Genomic DNA, 25,828 nt, shown 5'->3' on the forward strand with positions numbered 1-25,828 from the left:
AGGCTTAATAAATACTTAGTTAAGCTTCATCACATAATTACTTAAAAGACGATTTATATCGTCTTTTATTCATTTTTAGAAACAAAAAAATTAGGACAGCATAAAATGAGTAAGAACATTCATGACCAACGTATTCTAATACTAGATTTTGGCTCTCAATACACACAGCTAATTGCACGCCGTATTCGTGAAATTGGTGTTTACTGTGAATTATGGAGCTGGGATGTTGATGAACAAGACATCAAAGAGTTCAATCCAAACGGTATTATCCTTGCTGGTGGCCCTGAAAGTGTTATCGCAGAAGGATCTCCTCGTGCCCCTGAATATGTATTTACTGCTGGCGTACCAGTATTAGGTATTTGTTACGGTATGCAGACTATGTCTCACCAATTAGGTGGCGCTGTTATTAAAGGCGAAGGTGAAGGCGAATTTGGTTACGCACAAGTTGAAGTTCAAGCTGAATCTGCTTTCTTCAAATCAATTCAGGACGCTGTTTCAGAGCAAGGCAAAACGTTATTAGACGTATGGATGAGTCACGGTGATAAAGTATCAGCTATTCCTGCTGATTTTACTACCGTCGCTAACACAGCAACTTGTAAGTTCGCTGCTATTGCCAACGAAGAAAAACGTTTTTACGGTGTTCAGTTCCATCCTGAAGTAACACACACGACTCAAGGTGAAGCAATGTTACGCAACTTTGTTGTGGACATTTGTGGTTGTGAAACATTATGGACTCCAGCATCAATCATTGATGATGCTGTTGCACGTATGAAAGAGCAAATAGGTGATGATGAAGTTATCTTAGGCTTATCTGGTGGTGTTGATTCATCTGTAGTGGCGATGCTTTTACAACGTGCCATTGGCGACAAACTAACTTGTGTATTTGTTGATAACGGCTTATTACGTTTAAACGAAGGCGCGCAAGTAATGGAGATGTTTGGCGAGAAATTTGGCCTAAACATAATTCATGTGAATGCTGAGCATCGCTTCTTAGAGCAAATGGCTGGTGAAAGTGATCCAGAAGCGAAGCGTAAAATCATTGGCCGTGTTTTTGTTGAGATCTTTGATGAAGAGTCTAAAAAGCTATCTAACGCGAAATGGCTTGCTCAAGGAACTATCTACCCAGATGTTATTGAATCTGCGGCATCTAAAAATGGTAAAGCACACGTTATTAAATCTCACCATAACGTAGGTGGATTACCTGATGATATGGCAATGGGACTAGTAGAGCCATTACGTGAATTATTTAAAGATGAAGTACGTAAAATTGGTTTAGAACTAGGTTTACCATACAACATGCTTTACCGTCATCCATTCCCAGGGCCTGGATTAGGTGTTCGTGTATTAGGTGAAGTGAAGAAAGAATACTGTGATTTATTACGTCGTGCAGATGCTATCTTCATTGAAGAGTTACATAAAGCTGACCTATACCATAAAGTAAGCCAAGCCTTTGTAGTATTCCTACCGGTTCGCTCAGTAGGTGTTATGGGCGACTGTCGTAAATATGATTGGGTTGTTTCGTTACGTTGTGTTGAAACTATCGATTTCATGACAGCGCGTTGGTCACATTTACCTTACGAGTTAATCGGTCATGTTTCTAACCGCATCATCAATGAAATTGATGGCATCTCACGAGTTGTGTACGATGTGTCAGGTAAACCACCTGCAACGATTGAATGGGAATAATTATTCCTGATTAAATACATAAACTGATATGTAATTAATTGATGAGAAGGTGGCTTATTAGCCACCTTTTTTGTAAGTTTATTTTGTCAAAGCTAAAGGAAACTCCGTGATTGATATGACTGGCTTATTACAAGATGCTGAATTTATTAAAAGCCCTTTCTTTAACGAACGTCCCGTGAATACCGATATTAGTTTATTAGTTATTCATTGTATTAGTCTGCCTGAAGGGCAGTTTGGTACCGAACATGTTAAAAATCTTTTTACTGGTGAGCTAAATTGTAAAGCACATCCTAGTTTTGCTTGTTTAGAAGGGTTAGAAGTCTCTGCTCATTGTGTGATTCGCCGCGATGGTAAAGTAGAGCAATACGTGCCATTTGATAAACGTGCTTGGCATGCTGGTATCTCTCGCTTTGATGGTGTAGAGGGCTGTAATGACTTTTCCATTGGTATTGAGTTAGAAGGGACAGATTGCACCGCTTATAGCGAAGCACAATATCGATCATTAGTGCAAGTAACCCAACAGATACAGCAAAAATATCCGCTCATTACCCAACAGCGAATTGCTGCACACAGTGATATTGCACCGGGTAGAAAAACCGATCCAGGTAGTGAATTTGATTGGCAATATTATTTCAAATTATTAAAGTAAGTTTCAACTCATAGGTAAAGAACTCGCTTATGAGTTGATTTAGAAGCTTATTATTTCAGGTAATGGGTTAATTGTTGCATATTAGGTAATGCAGTCATTGCGCCTTTTTTAGTGACCGCCAAAGCTCCACATGCATTGGCCCATTTTACCGCTGTTAGTATTTCGTTTTGAGCAAACCAATTGTTACTGGCAGATAAGTAACGAAGTAGACCACCTACAAATGCATCGCCAGCTCCCGTTGTATCAACAGGCACCGCTGCTTTTCCCTTAATGAGTTGTTGTTCATTTCCGTTAATTACTAGCGCTCCTTTAGCCCCTTGAGTAACTAATACTAGTGTATTTTTATAGGCTTTAATCTTTAATAAAGCCTCATTTAAATCGTGACTATCAGTTAAAAATAATAGTTCATCATCGGAAAATTTAACGACATCAGCAAGCTTTACTGCATCTAACACCACTTCTTTTATCTCTTCTGGCTTTGACCATACTTCATCTCTTAAATTAGGATCAAAACTAATATATCCCCCTTCTTCTTTCATCTTTTTTATTGCTAAAAATGTACTACTTCGACTCGGCTCATTAGCAAGTGCAATAGAGCAAATATGTAACCATTGATTCTTTTCAAACTCAGGAATATCTGAAGGTTGCATAAATTGGTCTGCACTAGGCTTAACCATAAAAGTGAAGGTGCGTTCACCTAATTCATCTAAGTCAACAACCACTGTGGATGTTCGTTGTTTGGTATCGATTGTGATGCTGGTAGTATCAACCGATTCTTCGGATAAAGTTTCAAGCATGAATCTCCCCATTGGGTCATGACCAATCCGACCAAAAAAAGCGCTTTCTCCTCCGAGACGTGAAATAGCAACTGCTACATTAGCTGGTGCGCCTCCAGGACATTTTAAGTATGTATCTACACCTTCAGGAATTAAATCCACAACAGCATCACCGCTAACCCAAACTTTATTCATAAATACCTCTTATATTTAACAAAAGCCAATCTATCAATTGGCTTTGTATTTGTTATGCTGACTTTAACTGTTTAGATTTAGCTCTAGAGCCAAGCAACAGGGTAAGCACAAAAGTAGTAATAAAAGCGATAAGCATGCCAATGATATATGGAGTTACATCACCTGTTCTGATAGAAATAATACCAGGTAATCCAGCTGCACCTAGCGCACTTGCTTTAACATTAAACAGTGTAATAAATGCACTTGCTGTAGCTGCACCACAAATAGCGGCAATGAATGGGTAACGTAATTTTAAATTAACACCGAACATTGCTGGCTCTGTTATCCCTAGTAATGCAGTAATGCCTGATGGAATTGCAATACCTTTTAGTTTGATATCCTTAGTTGTAAAGCCTACTGCTAAAGCTGCACCGCCTTGAGCAATATTAGCCATTGCAGCGATTGGGAAAATGAAAGAGCCGCCTGTCACCGCAATATCAGCGAGTAGTTGGATCTCTATGGCAATAAAGCTGTGATGCATGCCTGTGATAACAAAAGGAGCATAAATAAAACCAAATAATGCACCACCAATAAAGCCAGCAGAGTCATATAACCAATTTAATCCATCGCCTAATAAAAAGCCGATATCACGAGTGAATGGACCAACGACAGTGAAAGTTAGTATGCCAGTGATAAAAATTGCTAAGAGGGGCGTTAATAAATTATCTAATACTGATGGAATAAATTTTCTTAATCCTATTTCTACTTTAGCAAGGATATAAGTAGCCACTAGAACAGGTAATACTGAACCTTGATAGCCTACTTTTTCAATTTCATAGCCAAGAATATCCCACACAGGTATATTCCCTGAAATGGCTGCACCACTAAATCCCCAACCATTTAATAGATCTGGATGTACCATTAACATGCCTAATGCAGCAGCTAAGAATGGATTCCCTCCAAATTTTTTACTGGCTGAAAAAGCAATCAAAATAGGTAAAAAAACAAAAGGAGCATTTGCAAAGGTATTGATTAAGTTTGCTAGATCTGTGATGCCTGGGTAAGCATCAACGAGAGATTTCCCTTCGATAAATAAACCAGGAGCTACTAGTATATTGAATATACCCATCAATAAACCACCTGCTACAATAGCAGGGATAATAGGAACAAATATGTCTGATAAGCCTTTAACTGCTTGCTGTACTATGTTTTGTTTTGTAGCACCAGATGCAGCTACATCTTTGGTACTCATATCACTCATGCCAGTTATCTTAGCCATTTCCGAGTACACTTGATTAACTATCCCAGAACCAAAAATGACTTGGTATTGACCCGCTACTTTAAATTGACCTTTAACACCTTCAAGTGAGTCGATCGCATTTTCATCAATTTTTGATTCATCTTCAACAGCTAGGCGTAAACGAGTTGCACAGTGAGCTAATGCTTTTATGTTCTCTTTTCCCCCCAACATCTTGACTAATTTGATAGCAACTTGCGGATAATTCATAATTTACTCCTGAAATAGGTTTTATTGGGAACGTTTGCAACAATTGGATTTTTCTGCAATTTAACTCTATTTACAAGTTTGTTTATGAAGAAGTGTGACTTCGACCATTGTTGAGAGTATAAGCATATGATTATGCTTATATTGGTTGATTTTAGGATGTTTGGTATGATTCGTTTGTAAATTATAAATATTTTAAGGGAAAATATGTCTGGGTTGCATGCAGTTGCTAAATTAGCTGGCGTATCAAAATCCACTGTATCTCGGGTTATTAATAATGAGTACGGTGTAAAAAAAAGCACAAAAGCTAAAGTGTTAAAAGCAATTGATGAATGTGGTTATATGGCCAATCAAGTTGCTCGAGATTTAAAGTCACAAAAAACACACCTGATAGGCGTCATTGCTCCAAGAATTTCATCAAACGCTGTTTCCTTAGGGTTAGAAGGTATGGCAAGTGTTTTTGAAAAGGCCGGAAAACATTTATTATTAGCGAATAGCGAACAGAATAATGATAAGGAAATTGAATACATAACGCGGTTTAACCAAAGACGTGTAGAAGGTATTTTACATTTTGCCACTCATTTAGACTCATCATTAGTAGAAGCGATTCAGGCATCTGTAGTACCCGTTGTTTTAATCGGTCAAGATGGTTCTCTTTATAATATACCTAGTGTCATCCATGATGACTTACGAGTCGGCTTTAATGCGGGTATTCGGTTATTAAATGCGGGGGCTAAAGAGATTGGGTTTATTGGAGTGAATAGCCAAGATATAGCGGTTGATAATGATCGTTTCCAAGGGTTACAACAGGCGCTAATAAGATCAAACGAAAAGTTACCTCTATTTCATAGTCGTGGTGAGTTTACAATCGAGTCTGGATATCAACAGACAAAAGATTTACTCATAAAGTGGCCTCAACTTGATGGTTTATTTTGTGCGACAGATAGGATTGCCATTGGTGCTATGAAGGCAATAAGCGAAGCGAGTCTAAAACCTGGTGTTAACATTAAAGTGTTAGGTGTTGGTAATGATGAGCTTGGTAAAGTCTGTACCCCTAGTTTATCTACTTTCAATTACGGCTTTCAATTATCGGGTCAAAAATCGGCTCAAATGCTACTTGAGTTAATAGAAAATAAAAGTTCTGAAGTAAGTAAATTGGTCTTGAGTTTCGAAGAGGTTTCTCGAAGTAGTTGTTAAGCAAATCAGCTTAAACGTTGAGAATATATTATTTTCTGTAACAATCCTTAGACGCTTTTATGTGAGAACACTTGCAAAGTATCTTATTTCTCGTTACATTTTGCAAACGTTCCCAGTTAAGTGAGGTTGTTATGTTGTTAGCGATGCTTGAGCAATGCGGAGGTGTTGAAAATATATCTCGTATTTTGAATCCTGATTCGCGTATTATTTTAGAGATTAAAGATCAGGATTTATTAAAAGAAGACGCTGCAATAGAAAGCTACAACCCTTGTCTGAAGCAGGTCACGTTTTTAATACCTTCTTCAGCAGCGGCTGCGGACGATTCAGACTCTATTAAGCAGCAGTTGCTAGAGATAGGCAGATTAATTTCTCAACAACAATTAAAAATGGCAAGTAATTACCTTACACCTGTTGATTGCCCTCATCGTCCAAAATGGCATATTTCTCCTCCTCAGGGGCTACTAAACGATCCTAACGGTTTTATTTATCATCAAGGCGAATACCATCTTTTTTATCAACTTTACCCTTATGGGTGCGAGCATAAAGATAAGCACTGGGTTCATTTAAGTAGTTTAGATTTAGTCAATTGGCATTGGAAATCATTAGTTTTGATGCCCTCAGATTATTTTGATAGCCATGGAGTCTTTTCTGGGCACGCATTAAGTTATGAGCAAGAGCTACTACTTTTTTATACTGGAAATGTACGTATTGGTGAAGATAGAGTTAGGCAAACAATGCAATGTATAGCTTCTTCTTCGAACACTACTGATTTTATAAAACATGGACCGGTTATTACAGAGCTTCCACCCAATGTCACTCCTCATTGTAGAGACCCTAAAGTTATTTTTTATAATAACAAATGGTTGATGTTATTAGGTGCGCAAAGGGAAGACGAGGTTGGTCGTTTAGCAATTTATGAATCATTAGATTTAAAAAATTGGTCTTTTGTTAGTCTGTGTGGTGATGAATTAGGTGATTTTGGTTACATGTGGGAGTGCCCTGATTTTTTCAAGCTAAATAATCAGGAGTTCATAGTGATCTGCCCGCAAGGTATCAAATCTCCTTATGCAAGCAATACTGTCAAGCATCATAATTGCATCTTAAAAGCATTTTTTGATAATGATAATAGAGTGATTATGAGTGATCCTCAAACTTTAGATCATGGTTTTGATTTCTATGCTCCACAAACTCTAGAGTCTAAAGATGGCAGAAGGATTATGTGTGGTTGGATGGGGTTACCAGATGAAGTTAATCATGAAAGTTGTGATAATGGATGGGTACATCAATTAACTGCTTTACGTGAATTGTCATACCACAATGACCGATTAATACAATTACCGCTAGCAGAGCTAAGTTCTTTACGTGAAACTAAAGTGAGCATTGAGCCGCATCAAAAAAGCATTGATCTAAAAAGTAAATCCTTTGAATTAATTGCTACATTAGAGTGGGGAAGTTGCTTATCTTTGTATTGTTCAGAGTCTAGTTGCTGTGAGATACGTTTAAATGCTGAAAAGCAAGTTTTAGAGTTAGATAGATCAAATACATTAATTCGTGAAGGAGACACATTAAGAGAGTTAGCTTTACCGGGTTTAGAGCAAGTAAAGATACAAATTCTCTCAGATAACTCATCATTAGAAATATTCATTGATGATGGCCGAGCTGTTATGTCTGCACGTGTTTTTACGCCAGAACATGCAACGGTTATTAAAACTCAAGGTAATGTCGATATTGAAAATTGTTGGTTATTAGTTGCTGCATCGCAGCCATTCTTAAACTTCTGAAGATCATTTCTTAGTGGAAACAGGTGAATAAATATTTTATCTACCCTGTTTCCTTTCCCCCTCATTTCAGGTTTACTTAAAGTATTTAGCTACTCTATTCTCTAGTCGAATCGTTCATAATTTGATGAATAAGCATTTCATTAAATGGTCATTAAATCATACATATATAAAATGTTTTTAGAGTTGATTTCTCTCCTTTTTAATTGTTCTCTATTAAACGCATAGCTGAAGGCTTTAATTCAATAACCGCCTTAATTGAAGGGACATTAAAAAAGATAAAAATCTAGACATAAATTGTTAATTTTGTTAATTTCTATAGTTAACTATTAAATTGGTAATACCATTTTACATTCAACTGTTATTTGCTCGTAACATTAGCTTGTTACGTTTATATCATTTAAGGCTGTTATGACCTACGCAAAAATTAAACAACCTAAACTTGCTGACGTGATTGAATCACAGTTAGAAAGCATGATTTTGGAAGGGCGTTTAGAATTGGGTGAGAAGTTATTACCTGAGCGTGAATTAGCAAAACAGTTCGATGTTTCAAGACCATCATTACGTGAAGCAATTCAACGCTTAGAATCAAAAGGTCTATTAACACGTCGTCAAGGCGGTGGTACTTACGTAAAAGAAGAATTACGCAACCAATTAACAGATCCGCTATTCGAGTTACTCAATTCGCATCCGGAATCTCAATATGATTTGCTGGAATTTCGTCATGCCATTGAAGGGTTTTCTGCTTATTATGCCGCGTTAAGAGGTACTTCTGACGATTTGCATAAAATAAAAACAACTTTCAATGCTATTGATATGGCAAATTCAGCTGGTAACATCGAACTAGAAATAGAATCGGTTGCTGAATTTTACCAGGCAGTTATCGAAGCATCACATAATGTAGTGTTTTTACATCTTGCGCGTGGCATCAAGCCACTGTTGCAAAAAAACATTTCAGATAACGTGAAACAGCTTTACTTATATCCAGAAGTTGCAAAAAAAATTCATCAACATCGCTTCCAGTTAATGGAAGCTATTTTGTCTAAGCAGCCGATGAAAGCAAAAGAAGCATCGGATCAGCATCTACATTATATTGAAGAAACACGCTTGGTTATGTTGCGTGAAGAAAGTGCATTTAAACGTGAGTTAGGTGCTTTTTAAAACGACCTCCGCTTTATAGTATGGCGGGTCAGCTGCGGCTGTTATTCATACTTATACTGATAATTATTTAGATTACTTATTGCCGAAATGGCATGCAGCGTGCTGTGAAGCAGGTAGTGTTTAATGTAAATAATTATACAAAAACGCTTGGCTTTCGAGCTGAGATTATCTAGTGATATAGAAGGAAAGTGTCATGACTGACATCTTAAAAGATATTGATGCACAAGAAACTTCTGAATGGCTTGAAGCATTAACAACCATTCTTGAAGATGAGGGCTCAGAACGTGCTCAATTTATCCTTGAGCAAGTGATGGAAAAAGCACGCGTTGAAGGTGTTAATTTGCCAACAGGCATCAACACTAATTACGTAAATACCATTGCGGCATCTGATCAGCCAGCTTACCCTGGTGACCTTAAAGTAGAACAACGTATTCGTTCAATCATTCGTTGGAATGCGATTATGATTGTTATGCGTGCTTCTAAAAAAGACTTAGACCTTGGTGGCCACATGGCTTCTTACCAGTCTGCGGCTGCGTTTTATGAAGTATGTTTCAACCATTTCTTCCGTGCACCAAACGAAACTGATGGCGGTGATTTAGTTTATTACCAAGGTCATATCTCTCCTGGTATCTACGCACGTGCTTTCCTTGAAGGCCGTTTAACAGAAGAGCAACTAGATAACTTCCGTCAAGAAGTTGATGGTAAAGGTCTACCTTCTTACCCTCACCCTAAATTACTACCAGAATTCTGGCAGTTCCCTACGGTATCTATGGGTCTAGGTCCAATTGCTGCTATCTACCAAGCACGTTTCCTTAAATACCTTGATGGTCGTGGTTTAAAACCAACTTCTGCACAACGTGTTTATGCTTTCCTAGGTGATGGTGAGATGGATGAGCCTGAATCTCGTGGTTCATTATCATTCGCTTCACGTGAAAAACTAGATAACCTATGTTTCTTAATTAACTGTAACTTACAGCGTCTAGATGGCCCAGTAATGGGTAACGGTAGCATCATTCAAGAACTAGAAGGCCTATTTACAGGTGCTGGTTGGAATGTTGTTAAAGTAATCTGGGGCAGTAACTGGGATGCATTAATTGCAAAAGATACGTCTGGTAAATTATTACAATTAATGGAAGAGACCGTTGATGGTGATTACCAAACATTCAAATCTAAAGACGGTGCTTATGTTCGTGAACATTTCTTTGGTAAATACCCAGAAACAGCTGCATTAGTCGCTGATATGACTGATGAAGAGATCTTTGCGCTTAAACGTGGTGGTCATGATTCATCTAAACTGTACGCTGCATTTAAAAATGCGGAAGATACAGCGGGTAAACCAACAGTAATTCTAGCTAAAACTGTTAAAGGTTACGGCATGGGTGCTGCAGCTGAGGGTAAAAACATTGCCCACGGCGTTAAGAAAATGAATGAAGATCATATTCAAAGCTTACGTGATCGTTTAGGTCTACAAGATTTAATCTCTGATGAAAAAGCGGCGACACTTCCTTACCTAACGCTTGAAGAAGGTTCTGAAGAGTACAAATACCTACACGGTAAGCGTGAAGCATTGATGGGTTACACGCCTAAGCGTCTGCCTAAGTTTACTGAAAAACTAGCGGTACCAGAGTTAGATAAATTCTCTGCGCTTTTAGGCGAACAGAAACGTGAAATCTCAACGACTATGGCTTACGTACGTATCCTAAACGTCTTGTTGAAAGATAAAGGTATTGGTAAAAATATCGTACCAATCATCGCCGATGAAGCACGTACATTTGGTATGGAAGGTCTATTCCGTCAAGTGGGTATCTACAACCCACATGGCCAAGAGTACACGCCTGAAGACCGTGGTGTAGTGTCTTACTACAAAGAAGCGACTTCTGGTCAGGTATTACAAGAAGGTATCAACGAACTTGGTTCTATGTCTTCTTGGGTTGCTGCTGCAACGTCATACAGCACTAATGACTTACCAATGATTCCATTCTACATCTACTACTCTATGTTTGGTTTCCAACGTATTGGTGATATGGCTTGGATGGCAGGTGACCAACAAGCACGTGGTTTTCTATTAGGTGCTACTGCTGGTCGTACTACGCTAAATGGTGAAGGTCTACAGCACGAAGATGGTCACAGCCATATTCAAGCTAACACTATCCCTAACTGTGTTTCATACGACCCAACGTTTGCTTACGAGCTAGCGGTTATCGTTCAAGACGGTATTGAGCGTATGTACGGTGAGAAACAAGAAAACGTATTCTATTACCTAACAGTAATGAACGAAAACTACGCAATGCCGGCTATGCCAGAAGGCGCTGAAGAAGGTATCCGTAAAGGTATCTACAAGTTTGATTCATTACCAGGTAAGAGCAAAGTACAACTACTAAGTTCAGGTACTATCATGAACGAAGTACGTGCTGCTGCAGCTATCCTAAGCGAAGAGTACGACGTTGCTTCTGATATCTTCTCTGTGACTTCATTCAATGAGTTAACACGTGATGGTCAAGACGTTGAACGTTACAACATGTTAAACCCTGAAGCAGAGCAAAAAACAGCTTACATTACTGATGTTCTAGGTACTGAGCCAACAATTGCTGCAACGGATTACATGAAAAACTATGCTGAGCAAGTACGTGCATTTGTACCTGCTGAGTCATACAAAGTACTTGGTACTGATGGTTACGGTCGAAGTGATAGCCGTGAAAACTTACGTCGTCACTTCGAAGTTAATGCTGGTTACGTTGTTGTTGCTGCACTAACTGAACTAGCTAAACGTGGCGATGTTGAACGTAAAGTTGTAACAGAAGCGATTGCTAAATTTGATATTGATGTAAACAAAATCAACCCATTATTTGCATAAATCAGTCTCGGTGTTAACACAAGTTAACACCGACTTTTATTGATTAGGAAAATTATTATGTCTGAATTAAAAGAATTTTTACTACCTGATATTGGTGCTGATGCGGCTGATATTACCGATATCTTAGTTGCAGTTGGCGATACTATTGCTGAAGACCAAGATGTATTAACGATTGAAGGTGATAAAGCGTCAATGGACGTACCTTCATCAGTTGCTGGTGTGGTTAAAGAGATCAAAGTAAACGTTGGTGACAGCGTTTCTGAAGGTAACCTAGTATTAATCGTTGAAGTAGCTGGTTCTGCCGCTGCTGAAGCACCTGCGGCTGAAGAAGCTCCGGCAGCAGCACCAGCAGAAGCGGCGGCTCCAGCAGCTGCAGCGGCAACTGCTGTAAAAGAACTTTGTGTGCCAGATATTGGTGGTGATGAAGTTGAAGTAACTGATATCTTAGTTGCTGTTGGTGATACGATTACTGAAGACCAAGATGTGATCACTGTTGAAGGTGATAAAGCATCAATGGACGTTCCTGCACCATTCGGTGGTGTTGTTAAAGAGATTAAAATCGCAACTGGCGATAAAGTATCTGAAGGTTCTTTAATCTTATTAGTTGAAGCTGAAGGCGAAGCACCAGCTGCTGCACCATCAGCGCCTGCTGAAGCTCCTAAAGCGGCTGCACCAGCTCCTGCTGCGGCGCCTAAAGCTGCACCAGCAAAAGCTGAAGTTGCTGTAAACAAAGAAATTAAAGCGTCTCCATCAGTTCGTCGTATCGCACGTGAATTTGATTTAGACCTAAACGTAATTGCTGCTTCTGGTCCTAAAGGACGTACAACTAAAGAAGACGTGCAAAAATACGTTAAAGGCCAATTACAAGCGGCTAAATCTGGTGGCGCTGGCGGCTTAGCTGTAGCAGCTGCACCTAAAGTTGATTTTGCAAAATTTGGTGAAGTGGAAGTGAAAGAACTTTCTCGCATCCAAAAAATATCTGGTCCTGCTTTACACCGTAACTGGGTAACTATCCCACACGTTACACAGTTCGATGAAGCTGATATCACAGAGCTAGAAGAGTTCCGTAAAGAGCAAAATGCAATCGCACTTAAACAAGATCTAGGTGTTAAAATTAGCCCGTTAGTATTCATGATGAAAGCGGTAGCAAAAGCATTACAACAATACCCTAACTTCAATTCTTCATTATCTGAAGATGGTCAAAGCCTGATCCTGAAGAAATACTTCAACATCGGTATCGCAGTTGATACACCAAATGGTTTAGTTGTACCAGTGGTTAAAGATGTATTAAACAAAGGTATTTTTGAAATCTGTCGTGATATCGCAGAGATCTCTAAGAAAGCCCGTGCTGGTAAATTAACTGCTAAAGATATGCAAGGTGGTAGCATGACTATCTCTAGCCTTGGTGGTATCGGTGGTACGCAATTTACACCAATCGTTAATGCACCTGAAGTTGCAATCTTAGGTGTCTCTAAATCAGCGATTAAACCACAATGGAATGGTAAAGAATTTGAACCTCGTATGATGGTTCCTCTTGCTCTTTCTTACGACCACCGTGTAATCGATGGTGCGGATGGTGCACGCTTTATTACTGCTGTTAACAAGCACTTATCTGATTTACGTACATTAATTTTATAAACTTTGTTAACTAGGTCGGCAGTTATGCCGACCATTCATTTACATTCTATTAACATTTGAATAGACTAGAATTCTAATTCGAGTGTTCTTTTTTATAGAGGTCGTCATGAGTAAAGAAATTAAAGCGCAGGTTGTTGTATTAGGTTCAGGCCCAGCTGGATATTCTGCAGCATTCCGTGCAGCAGATTTAGGTCTAGAAACTGTATTAATCGAAAAGTATGACACACTTGGTGGTGTTTGTTTAAATGTTGGTTGTATCCCTTCTAAAGCTCTTTTACATGTTTCTAAAGTAATTGAAGAAGCAAAAGCATTATCTGAGCACGGTGTATTATTTGGTGAACCATCTACAGATATCGATAAAATCCGTATCTGGAAAGAAAAAGTAGTATCACAACTAACTGGTGGCCTGAAAGGCATGGCTAAAATGCGTAAAGTAACAACAGTAAATGGCTTTGGCCGTTTTACTGGTGCTAACACCATTGAAGCAACTAGTAGCGAAGGTGAAGTAACAACAGTTACTTTTGATAACGCAATTATCGCTGCGGGTTCTCGTCCTGTTAAATTACCATTCATTCCACATGATGACCCTCGTGTTTGGGATTCAACAGATGCACTAGAGCTTAAATCAGTGCCTAAACGTTTACTTATTTTAGGCGGTGGTATCATCGGTCTAGAAATGGGTACAGTATACAAATCATTAGGTTCAGATGTTGATGTTGTAGAGTTCGCTGATCAATTAGTGCCTGCAGCTGATAAAGATATCGTGCAAGTTTACACTAAGAAAGTGAAAAACAAATTTAACATCATGCTAGAAACTAAAGTAACAGCTGTTGATGCTAAAGAAGACGCGTTATACGTTTCTTTTGAAGGTAAAAATGCACCAGCTGAAGCAAAAGCTTACGATGCAGTGTTAGTTGCTGTTGGTCGTGTACCAAATGGTCTATCACTGGATGCTGAAAAAGCTGGTATCACAGTTACTGAACGTGGTTTCATTGAAGTTGATAAGCAAATGCATACTAACGTACCACATATCCACGCTATCGGTGATATTGTTGGTCAACCTATGTTAGCGCATAAAGGTGTGCATGAAGCGCATGTTGCAGCTGAAGTTATTGCAGGGAAGAAGCATTACTTTGACCCTAAAACAATTCCTTCAATTGCTTACACAGAGCCAGAGATGGCTTGGGTTGGTGTAACTGAGAAAGAAGCGAAAGAGCAAGGCCTTAACTTCGAAAAATCAGTATTCCCATGGGCTGCGTCAGGTCGTGCAATTGCATCAGATTGTTCAGATGGTATGACTAAACTGATTTTTGATAAAGATACACACCGCATCATCGGTGGTTCTGTAGTAGGTACTAATGCAGGTGAATTACTAGGTGAAATTGGCTTAGCAATTGAAATGGGTTGTGATGCAGAAGATATCGCATTAACTATTCATGCTCACCCAACGCTACATGAATCTGTTGGTCTAGCGGCTGAGATCTATGAAGGTTCAATTACTGATTTACCAAATGCAAAAGCGGTAAAACGTAAGTAATTAGATACTTAATTTGTTATTCAAAAGGCAACGTTAAGCGTTGCCTTTTTTGTTTCTGCTCAAATACCTCTCTTTAAAAAATGACATTCAATAATGTCATCTCTATTGTTTTTAGTGCTTACCTCTATAGTGTAATGACAAATAATTGCTGTATAAAGAAATTGTAGTGATTGCTGGTATATTGTTATAGCTATTAACATTATTTATTGGGTTTTTATTAAGCTTTATTTGTTAGTATTCAATATTTGCTGAGTTCAAAAGTAGTTCATCAAGTATTAATTAATTAAATAACGTTGAGCGATGAAATTTATTCCTACTTAACCCTTTCTCTTAACAAGAAATCAATTTAGTAAAAATACAAGATATTTTGTTTGCAGGTTTCTAAAACTATCCTATAGTTAATTTTACTGATGATATTTTTATCAAATAATGACATGAGATGAATGCATTTGTGTTTTTACCTTAATTTGATAATATGATTGGGATTATATATAAGAGACTACCCAAGTAGTCCGCAAATAAAACAAAAATCGCCTGTCCATTGGAACTGGCACATATATTATAAATTTAAAATGGGTACTATTATTATGTTAGAAAAAAGCTTAGTTGTGGGTGAATTCCACATTGATACGAGTCAAAATAGTTTGATTCATGGCAATCGTAAAGTTTACTTAGGTCCTTTACGTACATCTCTTTTACATTTCTTATGCAAAAATGTTAACTCAGTTGTTACACGTGAAGACTTAGCGCAACATGTGTGGGGTCGTTTAGTAACTGACCACACAATTAACCAACATATTTCTCAATTACGTAAAAGTGTAGGTACATTAAGTCTACACGGTCTTAATATTTCTACTATTCCAAAACGTGGCTACATTGCACGTATGGAAGGTTTAACAGTTTCTGATAATACTGTGTCACCAATGACGCAAGGTGAAACTACTGCAAATGCAATAACAAGTATGAAAGTACTGATTGTTGAAGGGGCTGCTGAAGGTCGTATTCAATTAATCGAACAATTAGAAGCATTAAATGTTTCTTATGTTGAAGGCGTTGCTACTACATTAGAAGCAGAGCGTTCTATTGCACTACAAGACTTTGATCTTATTATCGTTGATGCATTACTACCTGAATACTCAGGTCTAGAGTTAATTAAATCAATTCGTACAGGTCAAACTTCAGCTTCTGCCGATATCAGTATCTTAAACTCTCATCATGACGTTCAACGTGAGCTATTAGGTCTAAACAGCTTATTAGATGTTCAAGGTTTATTGTTAAAACCTTTTGAGTCAAACCGTTTGAAACAGATGTTAATGGTCGCTAGCAAGTCAAACGTGGTATTAAAACCACAAGCAGCTTATGAACTAGTACCAACTAATGTTGTATCTGCTGAATTTAAAGTAGCTGTTAATAGTTAATCTAACGCTTAACCTTAACGCAACGACACTGACCCTTACTAACTAGTAAGGGTTTTTTTATGCCTTTTTTTGCTGATAATCAGTAAAATAGTTCTCTCAGTTATTTTGGTTAGTATTATACTTCAGTCATTAATTGAGTGCAGAGAGTGACAGTATGGAATTTGATTTTAAAAAAGACTATTTTAGCGGTAAAGCAACCGTTAAATTGTCAATGGGACATGAAGCCTTCGGTACTTGGCTAGAGCAGGAGGGCCAGGAAAAGCAGTGGGTGGAAGCATTATTAGTCGTCATCTCTGATTTACAACAACAAAAAATCGCTGAATATAAGCTGACTGGTGATGAGTTCGCTCTTTACCTAACGACAGAAGAGGCAAGTATTAGTAATCATAGTTTACATATGCATGGATCTGATTTAGATGAAGCGAATGATTTAAACTTTTATGATCAAGAGATTGAAGCTGAGTGTGGATTGGAAGACTTTTTAAATTTATTGGAATCTTGGTTGGAATTTATTTAATTGGTAAATAACCTTGTTGTTAATCCTATAACGACAATTTGTATAAGTCGTTATAGGTTTTAGATTTAAATAAGAGGACTTGAACTAGTGGCGTAATACTAAGGTCGCCATACCTAGGAATGAAAACAAGCCAATCACATCGGTCACGGTTGTTAGTGCCATACCGCCAGCCAAGGCGGGGTCAATTTTATATTTGTGCATTAACAATGGAATACAAACCCCTGCAATACCTGCAATGGACAAATTAATAAACATTGCCCCGGCAATAATATAGCCTACTTGCATATCGCCTTTCCAAAGCACCACGGCAGTCGCCACTAAAATAGCCCAGATCATGCCATTTAATAGCCCAATCGCGGCTTCTTTGCCGATTAACCAACGTGTATTACTACTACTAATATGGCCAACAGCAATACCTCGTATAACCAGCGCTAAAGTTTGGTTACCTGCGATACCACCCATGCTCGGTACTATGGTCATTAATACGGCTAAGGTAGCAACTTGTTCTAATGTCGCTTCAAACATATTAGAAACAGAGGCAGCAATAAATGCGGCCATTAAGTTAACGGATAACCAGACAGTTCGACGTTTTGCACTGGGTAAAATAGGGGCAAAGGTATCTTCATCGTCATCCATACCTGCCATACCCATCATCGAATGCTCAGCATTTTCACGAATAATATCAACAATATCATCAATGGTGATACGACCGAGCAGTTGCCTGTCGCTATCAATTACTGGAGCTGAAATCCAATCATGTCGTTCAAACAGCTTAGCTATTTCATTTTCTTCCATTAATGCCTGAAGTGGCTCAGTATCATGATTCATGACATCAGCAATTAGTGAGTTCGGCTCTTCGGTAAGTAGTGTTGATAGTGAAACATCACCCAGTAACTTATTATCGGTGTCTACAACATATAGCGCATCGGTTGTATCAGGCAGTGAGCCTTTTAGACGTAAATAACGAAGCACTACCTCAATGGTCACATCTGGGCGCACTGTGGTGGTGTCGGTATTCATGATTGAGCCGGCAGTATCTTCTGGATAGGCTAATGCTAATTCAACACGTTGTCTATCTTGTGTGTCCATTTGCTCCAAAACAGCGCGGTAAACGCTATCTGGTATACCACGCAATACATAGGCCAGGCCATCAGTTTCCATCCCCTCTGTTGCTGCTACGAGGTTGTCTGTGCCCATGAGGTTGATAATACCATCTTTAGCATCTTCATTTAGTTCTTCTAGGATTTCACCGTGTTGGTCATGGTCGGTTAGATTCCATAGTACTTTACGGTAACCAGGCGGAGATGATTCTAAAAGAAAGGCAACATCGCAGGCTGGCATTTTATCTAAAATACTGCGTGCTAAAACAAACATACCACTTTCAAGGGCTTTTTTTACTTCTTGAAGTCGTAGCTGGGTATTATCGACTTTAGTGTTTTCCAGCATACCAACTCCTATAATTATTCTTCTTCTAAAAATTTATTTTCGATTAATTCGGTTACCGCTTGCATTGCTTCTTGAGCTTGCGTGCCACTTGCTTCGATTTCAATCTCTTGTCCAAAGCAGGTCTCTAGTACAAGTAATCCTAACACACTACCGGCATCGGCTTTTTTGCCATTGTGTGTAATGGTGATTTGAGCGTCAAATGCATTGACAAGTTCAACTAATTTGATGGTTGCGCGTGTATGTAACCCTAATTTGTTTTTTATTGTAATTGTTTGCTTAATGATATCCAATCGGAACTACTCCTTTAAACATTTGTGTTCTATCTGTACCTGATATTTATGCTTGAAACGCGCCGCTATTTGTTCAGTGACGTATACTGAACGGTGTTTTCCGCCAGTACAGCCAATTGCGACTGTGACATAATTACGGTTGTTCTGCTCTAAGTGTGGCAACCAATTTAAAAACAGGTTTTCTATATTGGTAATCGTCTCTTTGACAATCGGAAAGGTGCTTAAATAATCTTGAATGATCTTATCTTTACCTGAAAAAGCTTTTAACTCTTTTTCCCAATATGGATTAGGTAAAAAGCGCACGTCAAACATGTAGTCAGCGTCTTCTGGGTGAGCATATTTAAAGCCAAAAGATTGGAAAATAATAAGCAAGTTACTTTTTGTTGAGCCCTGTAAATAGATTTTGAGGTGTTCATTTAAGTTATGCACTGATAATGAAGTGGTATCAATAGAAAAAGCAGCCATCGATTTTAATGGCAGTAACATCTCATTTTCTAGTTCTAATGCTTGGGATAAAGAGAATTTCTTTTTTGAAAGAGGGTGCAAGCGTCGAGTTTCGCTATAACGCCTAATTAATTCACTGGTTAATGCATCAATATAGATGATTTCCAATTCCACTTTCTTTTGAAGAGAGGCGATCAGTTGTTGTATTTGCTCAACTTTGGTTGGCATGTTACGGACATCTAAGCTCACAGCAACTTTATTGTCTTTAGGGTCTAAAGTATCAATAAGTTGCTCGAGTAGTTGATAAGGTACACCGTCAATGCAGTTATAACCTAAGTCTTCGAGAACATGAAGTGCAATTGTTTTTCCTGAGCCTGAGCGACCACTAATAACAATTAACTTCATACTTTCTCCTGTCTTTCTATAGTGTTAGTAATTCAAATAATTCTTGGGAATTTCCCGCACTGCGTAACTGACGTAAGAATTGTTTGTCTAATAACTTTTGGCTAATTTCTGATAGCGCCGAAAGGTATTCTTTACAAAGGTCTTCAGGTACAAAGATAGCGAATAATATATCCACTTTATTACCGTCATATGAATCGTAATCGATACCTGTTTCACATTGCAAAAAAACAGCCGTAGCAGGTAGCTCACTAGAAATTTTGACATGTGGAATAGCAATCCCAGACCCAACACCTGTTGACCCAATTTTTTCTCGTGCAATTAAGCTTTCAAACAATTCTTGGGCATCTAAATCGAGCTCCTTTGCTGCGATAAGGCTGATTTTTTCTAGAGCGCCTTTTTTGCTTGTGCAAGTAGTGTTACAGAATACCGATTGTTGATTTAATAGAGTAGATATTTTCATAATAATAGTTAACTGTATTTAATGGACGCGCGAGTTTATCAGGTTAGCATTAAATGACTATAGTTAATCCTTATTTATTTGCATTACTTCTTAGTTCAAAGTAATTGTTTACGTTGATTAGAAGGCGGAATTCCTAAGGATTCACGGTATTTAGCAATAGTACGTCTTGCTACCTTAATACCTTTTTCTTCCAACAACTGGGTGATTTTATTGTCGCTTAATGGTTTAGTTGTGGTTTCAGCTGAAACCAACTTTTTAATTAAAGCGCGAATAGCGGTTGATGAACATTCACCGCCTCCATTAGTAGCAACATGGCTAGAAAAGAAAAATTTCAGTTCATATATACCACGTGGAGTATGCATAAACTTTTGTGTTGTAACACGTGAAATAGTGGATTCATGCATTTCTACTTCAAATGCGACATCGTTTAATACCATTGGCTTCATGGACTCATCGCCATATTCAAAAAAGGCTTGTTGCTGTTGTACAATACAATTAGCCACTTTTAATAAGGTATCGTTACGATTTTCTAAGCTTTTAATAAACCACTTAGCTTCTTGTAAGTGGCCTTTGATAAACTGAGAGTCAGTTTTACTAATGTTACCTGAGCACATACTCGCGTATTGCTGGTTAATTGATAAATTAGGATCACAATCTTGATTTAGGGATACACGCCATTGCCCATTGATCTTTTTAACGTACACATCGGGAACAATATACTGCGTTTCGCTGGTTTCTACTCGGTTACCAGGGCGAGGCTCTAAGCTTTGAATTAAACGCATTATTTCAGCAAGTTGAGCTTCTTTTAGCTTACTTTTTCTGGCTAAAGTTCGGTAATCTCTATTACCTAATAGATCCATGTATTGCTCAAGGATTTGAATTGCTTCATTACGCCAAGGAGTCGTTTCTGGTAGTTGGCGTAATTGTATTTGTAAACATTCTTGGGTGGTACGTGCCGCAACCCCTAGTGGATCAAAGTGTTGAATGCGTTTAAGTACCACCTCTACTTCATCTAGTTCTAATTCTTCTAAATCTGTTTGTAAACTCTCTAAGATACTCTCACAGTCGGTGGTCAAGTAGCCTGATTCATCGATAGAGTCAATAATCGCCATCGCGATTATTTGGTCGGTATCTGTAAAAGGTGTTAATTGCATTTGCCACAACAGATGGTCTTGTAGAGAGGTTGATGACTCGCCTTGATAAAGTGTATTTTCTCCCTCATAGGCAACGGCATTAGAAGTCGTTCCTGTGATTGGGGTGGAGTTATAAGATTCCTCCCACTCTTTTTCTGCAGGGAGATCATCAGAGAACTCTTGTTGAGTAATCGCTTCAGTTGTATCTAATACGCTGCTATCGGCTTCTTTAACCGTATCTTCTGACCCAGTTTGATCATCTTGTTCGAGAAGAGGGTTAGAGTCCAAAGCATTCTGAATCTCTTGTTGTAGATCTAATGTTGAAAGCTGCAATAGTTTTATTGCTTGTTGTAATTGAGGGGTCATCGCTAATTGCTGACCCATTTTCAATTGTAAACCCTGTTTCATCAAAACATATCTTCCTGAACGTGTGGCAATAACTTAAAGTTTAAACTCTTCACCTAGATAAACGCGTTTTACATGATCGTTTGCAAGAATTTCATCTTGTGTACCTACAGCAATAATTTCCCCATGGCTTACTATATAGGAATGCTCACAAACATCTAACGTTTCTCTTACATTATGGTCAGTGATTAATACACCTAAACCACGATCTCGTAATTGCTGAATAATATTTTTTATATCAATTACTGAAATCGGGTCAACCCCTGCAAAAGGTTCATCCAGTAGAATAAATTTGGGCTCGGTTGCTAGTGCGCGTGCTATTTCTACACGGCGTCGCTCTCCACCCGATAAACTCATTCCTTTGTTATCACGAATATGAGTAATATGAAACTCTTCCAATAGTGTATTGAGCTTCTCATCGCGTTGCTTTTGCGTTAATTCTTTACGGGTTTGTAGAATACCCATAATGTTTTCTGTCACGGTTAAACGTCGAAAAATAGATGCTTCTTGTGGCAGGTAGCCAATGCCTTTTTGTGCACGAATATGCATTGGGTTACTAGAAATATCTTCGTCATCAATGACGATGCTACCTTGGTCTTGTTTCACTAAACCAACGACCATATAAAAAGAGGTGGTTTTACCTGCACCATTAGGGCCTAGTAAACCTACTATTTCACCGGTTTTTACTGTTAAACCAACACCATTTACTACAGTTCGGCCTTTATAACTTTTAACTAACCCCGTTGCGCGTAACTCTGCCATAGTTATTTGTTGCCTGTGTTTGAAGTTGAGTTAGTGTCTTTAGATTTTTCAAATTGAGCAGGTAAAAAGATGGTTTTTACACGCTCTTTTTTATTTTGGTCTGTACTAACATTAAGCTCTTGTGTTGCTAAGAAATACTCAATCTCAGCACCATTAACTTGGCTATCCAATTGCTTCACTTGTGCATTTTTAGTTAAGGTTATTTTACCTTTAGCCACATCATAGGTAATTTTTTTAGCTTCAGCATCCAATGGTTTTCCATCATCTTGAATTTGATGGAAAACAGAGGTATTACCTTCAGCAATCATTAATTCATGATTAGGTTTTTCACCTCGGATCACGGTTAATTTATCTGCTGTGATTTTAATCGAACCTTGAGTTAGTAATACTTCATCAGTAAAAATAATAGTATTGGTTTTCAAACTCGCATGTTGCTTAACTGAAGAAACATGGATAGGTTGGTTATAATCAGACTCTAATGCAATCACATTGGCATTAAACAATGAAATGCTCAGTAAGCATGCTAATTTATTTAGGTTCATTAAAGTACACCGCTTTTATATTCGAATTAAGTTTCATCTCTTCAGCTTCTATAGACGTCCACATTCCTACACCTTCATGTTTAAGTTGTGGCCCTGTCCAAGTTACTTTTAAATCACTGGTGATCACTTTAGTATCCAGCATTATCGTTGCTTGTGCAGTAGACATAGTCTGCACCATTTGATCTTCTGTTATATTTTTAATAAATACATTGCCAGATAACAATAGGTTATTCTTCTCTTTCAACGTGCCCTTTATACTGGTTAGTTGCCAGATACTGACCACACTGGTTTCTTGATCTTTATGGTAGATAACAACTTTAGGATGTTCAAATAAGGTCGTATCATCCTCTGGATAGTTAGTTGCTTTATCAGCAAATACACGATAATCATTAAAACCAGTTTGGTCGTAATGATTACTTTGCAAGTTATCGGCAATATAGCTTGGGTGATGATCTGGTAATGCAGGATACTCTGTATCCGTTGAGAAATAGACCCATACCGCACAAGCGATAAACAGGACAATAAAAGGGATGCTTTGACGTTTGTTCATTTATTCGCTTTTACCTTGTGTCATAGAAAGTTGTCCATGACATTGTAAAAATAGATCACAAATTTCGCGAACAGCCCCAAACCCACCTTTTATAGTAGTGATTAAATCTGCTTTTTGTAATACCAGTGGGTGTGCGTCATTTACTGCAATACCTAACCCTGCCAGTTGTATGACAGGAAGATCTACCACATCGTCACCGATATAAGCTGTTTGCTCAGCTGTTAAATTCAATTGAGTCAACAAGTCTTTATAAACGCTTAACTTGTCATCTTTACCTTGATAAATATGCTTAACGCCTAAGGCATTCATTCTGGTGCTAACAATGTTAGATTGGCGACCTGTAATAATAGCGACTTCAATACCTTGTTGCATAATCGCTTTAAGCCCAAAGCCATCTTTTGTATGAAATGCTTTTAGCTCTTCGCCGTCATTTCCCAGGTAAATGCGGCCATCAGAAAAAACACCATCAACATCGCATACAAAAAGTTTTATTTTTTGTGCGCGTTGAAAATTATCTTGGCTGATTTTTCCATAGGGGGTATCTATCATGTATCGACTCTTTTTTTAAATACAGCAAATCTATTATCAAAATATCAAAGTCCGCAAAGGATCGCGAGCATTGTTTATTGTTATCAATTTATGAAATCAAAATATGTGCCAATCATAACAAGACTGTTTCATATTACATAGATTAAACCGTATTAATGTTACTATTAATGTCATCCTCTAGAAACTTACAGCGATATACTTTGTCTGTAATAATGAAATAAGGTGATTGGACCTCCTAAGTTTCGCTTATTTCTGAATTTATAGGTAAAATCCAACTCAAACCGTTACTTATCTCGATTCTGACTGATTAAGTCCTTTAAGTGATTTATTAATCAGACTAAACTTTCTTTTTCTTAGAGAAAAGGTATTTATGTCAACACAACATATTGTAATTAATCAACTTAGTTTTAAGCGACAACAAAAAATCATATTTGATAATATAGATATGCAGTTTGAACAAGGCAAAATCACAGCCGTATTAGGGCCAAGTGGTATTGGTAAAACGACGCTGTTAAAATTGATTGGTGGTCAAATTCCTGCTAACAGCGGAGAAGTACTGTTCAATGGCATATCAATTCATGACTGTTCTGAAAAAGCGTTATATCAAGCTCGTAAAAAAATGGGCATGCTATTTCAAAGTGGCGCATTGTTTAATGACTTAACTGTCTTCGAAAATGTTGCTTTTCCTCTGAGGGAACATACTCAATTAGATGAAAAGTTGTTAACTACTTTAGTATTAATGAAACTTCATGCGGTAGGTCTGCGCGGTGCAAAGGATCTTTATCCATCACAATTATCTGGTGGTATGGCAAGACGAGTTGCATTGGCTCGCGCTATTGCACTTGATCCCGAAGTGGTAATGTATGATGAGCCTTTTACGGGCCAAGATCCTATATCAATGAATGTATTATTAAAGTTAGTAAAGCAACTCAATGACACGTTAGGCTTAACCTCTATTATTGTTTCTCATGATGTAAACGAGGTCTTGTCAATCGCGGATAATGTTTATGTTTTTGCGGATCAACAAATCATTGCGCAAGGCTCTGTAGAAGAGGTGTTAGCACAAAAGGACAATGCATTGTTGCAACAATTTCTCGAGGGGGCTGTTCAAGGTCCTGTGCCTTTTCATCTGCCTGCAAGTGATTACTTAGTAGATTTACAAGAGGCCAATCGATAATGAGTTCATTTTTACAAGCGATTGGGGCTTACACATTACAGTTAATTCAACGTGCAGGTAAGTCTGCATTAATGTTTTACCGTACTTTATTTACCAAGCCTCACCCTAAATTATTTCAACTTACTGTTGCTCAGATATTTCATCTAGGCATTCTATCTTTACCGATCATTGTTACCGCGGGTCTGTTTATTGGTATGGTGCTGAGTTTACAAGGCTATTATGTATTAGTTGATTATGCGGCTGAAGAAAGTTTAGGCAGTATGGTCGCTTTATCACTTTTACGTGAACTTGGGCCGGTAGTTGCTGCCTTATTGTTTGCCGGAAGAGCAGGATCTGCTTTGACTGCTGAAATTGGCCTAATGCAAAGTACAGAGCAAATAGCGAGCATGGAAATGATGGCGGTTTCGCCATTGAAACGTGTTATTGCACCACGCCTGATTGCTGGCATCATTGCCTTACCTTTATTAACACTGCTATTTAATGTCGTAGCAATATGGGGTGGCTATTTAATAGGCGTAAGTTGGATGGGCATAGATGGCGGCGCCTTTTGGTCTGTGATGGAAGGTAGTGTTAATTTCATTCCTGATGTTGGCAATGGTATGATCAAAAGTCTTATCTTTGCGTTAATTGTTACTTGGGTTGCTTTATATAATGGTTTCCACACTGTGCCAAATGCACAGGGAATTAGTAGAGCAACAACAAAAACTGTAGTACTAGCTTCGTTACTTGTTTTAGGAATGGACTTTTTACTGACTGTTATTATGTTTGGGGGCTAG

23 protein-coding genes are annotated in these 25,828 nt (G+C 38.1%); 12 read left to right on the plus strand and 11 right to left on the minus strand.

Annotation, left to right across the window (positions count from 1 at the left end; translation table 11 throughout):
- The first annotated feature begins 105 nt into the window (after nucleotides 1–105).
- Together guaA and ampD are read left to right on the plus strand one after the other, a co-directional pair.
- A complete protein-coding gene (gene guaA / locus AC0L3W_RS16710; RefSeq protein WP_290039016.1) occupies nucleotides 106–1,686 on the plus strand; it encodes a glutamine-hydrolyzing GMP synthase in 1,581 nt (526 codons plus the stop codon).
- A gap of 115 nt (nucleotides 1,687–1,801) precedes the next feature.
- The gene (gene ampD, locus AC0L3W_RS16715) at nucleotides 1,802–2,335 is read left to right on the plus strand and encodes a 1,6-anhydro-N-acetylmuramyl-L-alanine amidase AmpD (RefSeq protein ID WP_290039116.1); all 534 of its coding nucleotides are present in this window, start codon (nucleotides 1,802–1,804) and stop codon (nucleotides 2,333–2,335) included.
- A gap of 50 nt (nucleotides 2,336–2,385) precedes the next feature.
- Here the strand turns inward: ampD and AC0L3W_RS16720 are convergent, their stop codons facing one another.
- Both AC0L3W_RS16720 and AC0L3W_RS16725 read right to left on the minus strand, forming a co-directional pair.
- Nucleotides 2,386–3,306: an aminoimidazole riboside kinase gene (locus AC0L3W_RS16720; RefSeq protein WP_290039017.1), complete on the minus strand. Its 921-nt coding sequence runs from the start codon at nucleotides 3,304–3,306 to the stop codon at nucleotides 2,386–2,388.
- 52 nt (nucleotides 3,307–3,358) lie between these two features.
- Nucleotides 3,359–4,792: a sucrose-specific PTS transporter subunit IIBC gene (locus AC0L3W_RS16725; protein ID WP_290039018.1), complete on the minus strand. Its 1,434-nt coding sequence runs from the start codon at nucleotides 4,790–4,792 to the stop codon at nucleotides 3,359–3,361.
- 204 nt (nucleotides 4,793–4,996) lie between these two features.
- Between AC0L3W_RS16725 and AC0L3W_RS16730 the strand changes: the two genes are divergently transcribed.
- From AC0L3W_RS16730 to AC0L3W_RS16765, 8 genes are all read left to right on the plus strand, one after another.
- The gene (locus tag AC0L3W_RS16730; protein ID WP_409440013.1) at nucleotides 4,997–5,986 is read left to right on the plus strand and encodes a LacI family DNA-binding transcriptional regulator; all 990 of its coding nucleotides are present in this window, start codon (nucleotides 4,997–4,999) and stop codon (nucleotides 5,984–5,986) included.
- A 131-nt stretch (nucleotides 5,987–6,117) separates the two neighbouring features.
- Entirely contained in the window at nucleotides 6,118–7,767 is a 1,650-nt protein-coding gene (locus AC0L3W_RS16735) for a glycoside hydrolase family 32 protein (RefSeq protein ID WP_409440012.1), read from the plus strand.
- Nucleotides 7,768–8,175: 408 nt separating this feature from the next.
- Nucleotides 8,176–8,925, plus strand: coding sequence for a pyruvate dehydrogenase complex transcriptional repressor PdhR (pdhR, locus tag AC0L3W_RS16740; RefSeq protein ID WP_113818860.1), 750 nt, complete (start codon nucleotides 8,176–8,178; stop codon nucleotides 8,923–8,925).
- Nucleotides 8,926–9,118: 193 nt separating this feature from the next.
- Entirely contained in the window at nucleotides 9,119–11,779 is a 2,661-nt protein-coding gene (gene aceE, locus AC0L3W_RS16745) for a pyruvate dehydrogenase (acetyl-transferring), homodimeric type (protein WP_290039021.1), read from the plus strand.
- Nucleotides 11,780–11,836: 57 nt separating this feature from the next.
- Nucleotides 11,837–13,417, plus strand: coding sequence for a dihydrolipoyllysine-residue acetyltransferase (gene aceF, locus AC0L3W_RS16750; protein WP_409440011.1), 1,581 nt, complete (start codon nucleotides 11,837–11,839; stop codon nucleotides 13,415–13,417).
- A 106-nt stretch (nucleotides 13,418–13,523) separates the two neighbouring features.
- Nucleotides 13,524–14,954 carry a dihydrolipoyl dehydrogenase gene (gene lpdA, locus AC0L3W_RS16755; protein WP_113818857.1) on the plus strand — a complete coding sequence of 477 codons (1,431 nt, stop codon included), beginning with the start codon at nucleotides 13,524–13,526 and terminating at the stop codon, nucleotides 14,952–14,954.
- Nucleotides 14,955–15,541: 587 nt separating this feature from the next.
- Nucleotides 15,542–16,372, plus strand: a complete 831-nt coding sequence (locus AC0L3W_RS16760; protein ID WP_290039023.1) for a winged helix-turn-helix domain-containing protein — start codon at nucleotides 15,542–15,544, stop codon at nucleotides 16,370–16,372.
- 154 nt (nucleotides 16,373–16,526) lie between these two features.
- Nucleotides 16,527–16,889, plus strand: coding sequence for a YacL family protein (locus AC0L3W_RS16765; protein ID WP_409440010.1), 363 nt, complete (start codon nucleotides 16,527–16,529; stop codon nucleotides 16,887–16,889).
- An 84-nt stretch (nucleotides 16,890–16,973) separates the two neighbouring features.
- Here the strand turns inward: AC0L3W_RS16765 and mgtE are convergent, their stop codons facing one another.
- The 9 genes from mgtE to kdsC all read right to left on the minus strand — a co-directional run bounded on the left by mgtE (nucleotide 16,974) and on the right by kdsC (nucleotide 23,875).
- Entirely contained in the window at nucleotides 16,974–18,335 is a 1,362-nt protein-coding gene (gene mgtE / locus AC0L3W_RS16770) for a magnesium transporter (protein WP_409440009.1), read from the minus strand.
- Nucleotides 18,336–18,349: 14 nt separating this feature from the next.
- Entirely contained in the window at nucleotides 18,350–18,625 is a 276-nt protein-coding gene (locus tag AC0L3W_RS16775; RefSeq protein WP_290039026.1) for an HPr family phosphocarrier protein, read from the minus strand.
- Nucleotides 18,626–18,631: 6 nt separating this feature from the next.
- Nucleotides 18,632–19,474: an RNase adapter RapZ gene (rapZ, locus tag AC0L3W_RS16780; protein ID WP_409440008.1), complete on the minus strand. Its 843-nt coding sequence runs from the start codon at nucleotides 19,472–19,474 to the stop codon at nucleotides 18,632–18,634.
- Between the two features lie 16 nt (nucleotides 19,475–19,490).
- Nucleotides 19,491–19,934 (minus strand): PTS sugar transporter subunit IIA, encoded by a 444-nt coding sequence (locus AC0L3W_RS16785; RefSeq protein WP_290039028.1) that lies wholly within the window; start codon nucleotides 19,932–19,934, stop codon nucleotides 19,491–19,493.
- Nucleotides 19,935–20,029: 95 nt separating this feature from the next.
- A complete protein-coding gene (locus tag AC0L3W_RS16790; protein WP_290039029.1) occupies nucleotides 20,030–21,475 on the minus strand; it encodes an RNA polymerase factor sigma-54 in 1,446 nt (481 codons plus the stop codon).
- Between the two features lie 33 nt (nucleotides 21,476–21,508).
- Nucleotides 21,509–22,234, minus strand: coding sequence for an LPS export ABC transporter ATP-binding protein (gene lptB / locus AC0L3W_RS16795; RefSeq protein WP_409440007.1), 726 nt, complete (start codon nucleotides 22,232–22,234; stop codon nucleotides 21,509–21,511).
- 2 nt (nucleotides 22,235–22,236) lie between these two features.
- Nucleotides 22,237–22,776 carry a lipopolysaccharide transport periplasmic protein LptA gene (lptA, locus tag AC0L3W_RS16800; protein WP_290039030.1) on the minus strand — a complete coding sequence of 180 codons (540 nt, stop codon included), beginning with the start codon at nucleotides 22,774–22,776 and terminating at the stop codon, nucleotides 22,237–22,239.
- The gene (lptC, locus tag AC0L3W_RS16805) at nucleotides 22,763–23,326 is read right to left on the minus strand and encodes an LPS export ABC transporter periplasmic protein LptC (protein WP_290039031.1); all 564 of its coding nucleotides are present in this window, start codon (nucleotides 23,324–23,326) and stop codon (nucleotides 22,763–22,765) included. Before lptC ends, lptA begins: the two co-directional genes overlap by 14 nt.
- Entirely contained in the window at nucleotides 23,327–23,875 is a 549-nt protein-coding gene (kdsC, locus tag AC0L3W_RS16810; RefSeq protein WP_290039032.1) for a 3-deoxy-manno-octulosonate-8-phosphatase KdsC, read from the minus strand.
- Between the two features lie 370 nt (nucleotides 23,876–24,245).
- Here kdsC and AC0L3W_RS16815 point away from each other — a divergent pair, with 370 nt between their 5' ends.
- Together AC0L3W_RS16815 and mlaE are read left to right on the plus strand one after the other, a co-directional pair.
- Nucleotides 24,246–25,052: an ATP-binding cassette domain-containing protein gene (locus tag AC0L3W_RS16815; RefSeq protein ID WP_409440006.1), complete on the plus strand. Its 807-nt coding sequence runs from the start codon at nucleotides 24,246–24,248 to the stop codon at nucleotides 25,050–25,052.
- Nucleotides 25,052–25,828: a lipid asymmetry maintenance ABC transporter permease subunit MlaE gene (gene mlaE / locus AC0L3W_RS16820; RefSeq protein WP_290039034.1), complete on the plus strand. Its 777-nt coding sequence runs from the start codon at nucleotides 25,052–25,054 to the stop codon at nucleotides 25,826–25,828. The genes AC0L3W_RS16815 and mlaE overlap by 1 nt, the downstream gene beginning before the upstream one ends.

The sequence above is a fragment of the Psychromonas sp. KJ10-5 genome (genome assembly GCF_055808325.1).

Coding starts and splice junctions, on each gene's coding strand:
- pdhR (WP_113818860.1), top strand. CDS start 8,176: ATGACCTACGCAAAAATTAAACAACCTAAACTTGCTGACGTGATTGAA.
- lptB (WP_409440007.1), bottom strand. CDS start 22,234: ATGGCAGAGTTACGCGCAACGGGGTTAGTTAAAAGTTATAAAGGCCGA.
- aceE (WP_290039021.1), top strand. CDS start 9,119: ATGACTGACATCTTAAAAGATATTGATGCACAAGAAACTTCTGAATGG.
- AC0L3W_RS16785 (WP_290039028.1), bottom strand. CDS start 19,934: ATGAAAATATCTACTCTATTAAATCAACAATCGGTATTCTGTAACACT.
- AC0L3W_RS16735 (WP_409440012.1), top strand. CDS start 6,118: ATGTTGTTAGCGATGCTTGAGCAATGCGGAGGTGTTGAAAATATATCT.
- lptA (WP_290039030.1), bottom strand. CDS start 22,776: ATGAACCTAAATAAATTAGCATGCTTACTGAGCATTTCATTGTTTAAT.
- lpdA (WP_113818857.1), top strand. CDS start 13,524: ATGAGTAAAGAAATTAAAGCGCAGGTTGTTGTATTAGGTTCAGGCCCA.
- AC0L3W_RS16760 (WP_290039023.1), top strand. CDS start 15,542: ATGTTAGAAAAAAGCTTAGTTGTGGGTGAATTCCACATTGATACGAGT.
- kdsC (WP_290039032.1), bottom strand. CDS start 23,875: ATGATAGATACCCCCTATGGAAAAATCAGCCAAGATAATTTTCAACGC.
- ampD (WP_290039116.1), top strand. CDS start 1,802: ATGACTGGCTTATTACAAGATGCTGAATTTATTAAAAGCCCTTTCTTT.
- aceF (WP_409440011.1), top strand. CDS start 11,837: ATGTCTGAATTAAAAGAATTTTTACTACCTGATATTGGTGCTGATGCG.
- AC0L3W_RS16765 (WP_409440010.1), top strand. CDS start 16,527: ATGGAATTTGATTTTAAAAAAGACTATTTTAGCGGTAAAGCAACCGTT.
- mgtE (WP_409440009.1), bottom strand. CDS start 18,335: ATGCTGGAAAACACTAAAGTCGATAATACCCAGCTACGACTTCAAGAA.
- AC0L3W_RS16815 (WP_409440006.1), top strand. CDS start 24,246: ATGTCAACACAACATATTGTAATTAATCAACTTAGTTTTAAGCGACAA.
- AC0L3W_RS16725 (WP_290039018.1), bottom strand. CDS start 4,792: ATGAATTATCCGCAAGTTGCTATCAAATTAGTCAAGATGTTGGGGGGA.
- AC0L3W_RS16790 (WP_290039029.1), bottom strand. CDS start 21,475: ATGAAACAGGGTTTACAATTGAAAATGGGTCAGCAATTAGCGATGACC.
- mlaE (WP_290039034.1), top strand. CDS start 25,052: ATGAGTTCATTTTTACAAGCGATTGGGGCTTACACATTACAGTTAATT.
- rapZ (WP_409440008.1), bottom strand. CDS start 19,474: ATGAAGTTAATTGTTATTAGTGGTCGCTCAGGCTCAGGAAAAACAATT.
- lptC (WP_290039031.1), bottom strand. CDS start 23,326: ATGAACAAACGTCAAAGCATCCCTTTTATTGTCCTGTTTATCGCTTGT.
- AC0L3W_RS16730 (WP_409440013.1), top strand. CDS start 4,997: ATGTCTGGGTTGCATGCAGTTGCTAAATTAGCTGGCGTATCAAAATCC.
- AC0L3W_RS16720 (WP_290039017.1), bottom strand. CDS start 3,306: ATGAATAAAGTTTGGGTTAGCGGTGATGCTGTTGTGGATTTAATTCCT.
- guaA (WP_290039016.1), top strand. CDS start 106: ATGAGTAAGAACATTCATGACCAACGTATTCTAATACTAGATTTTGGC.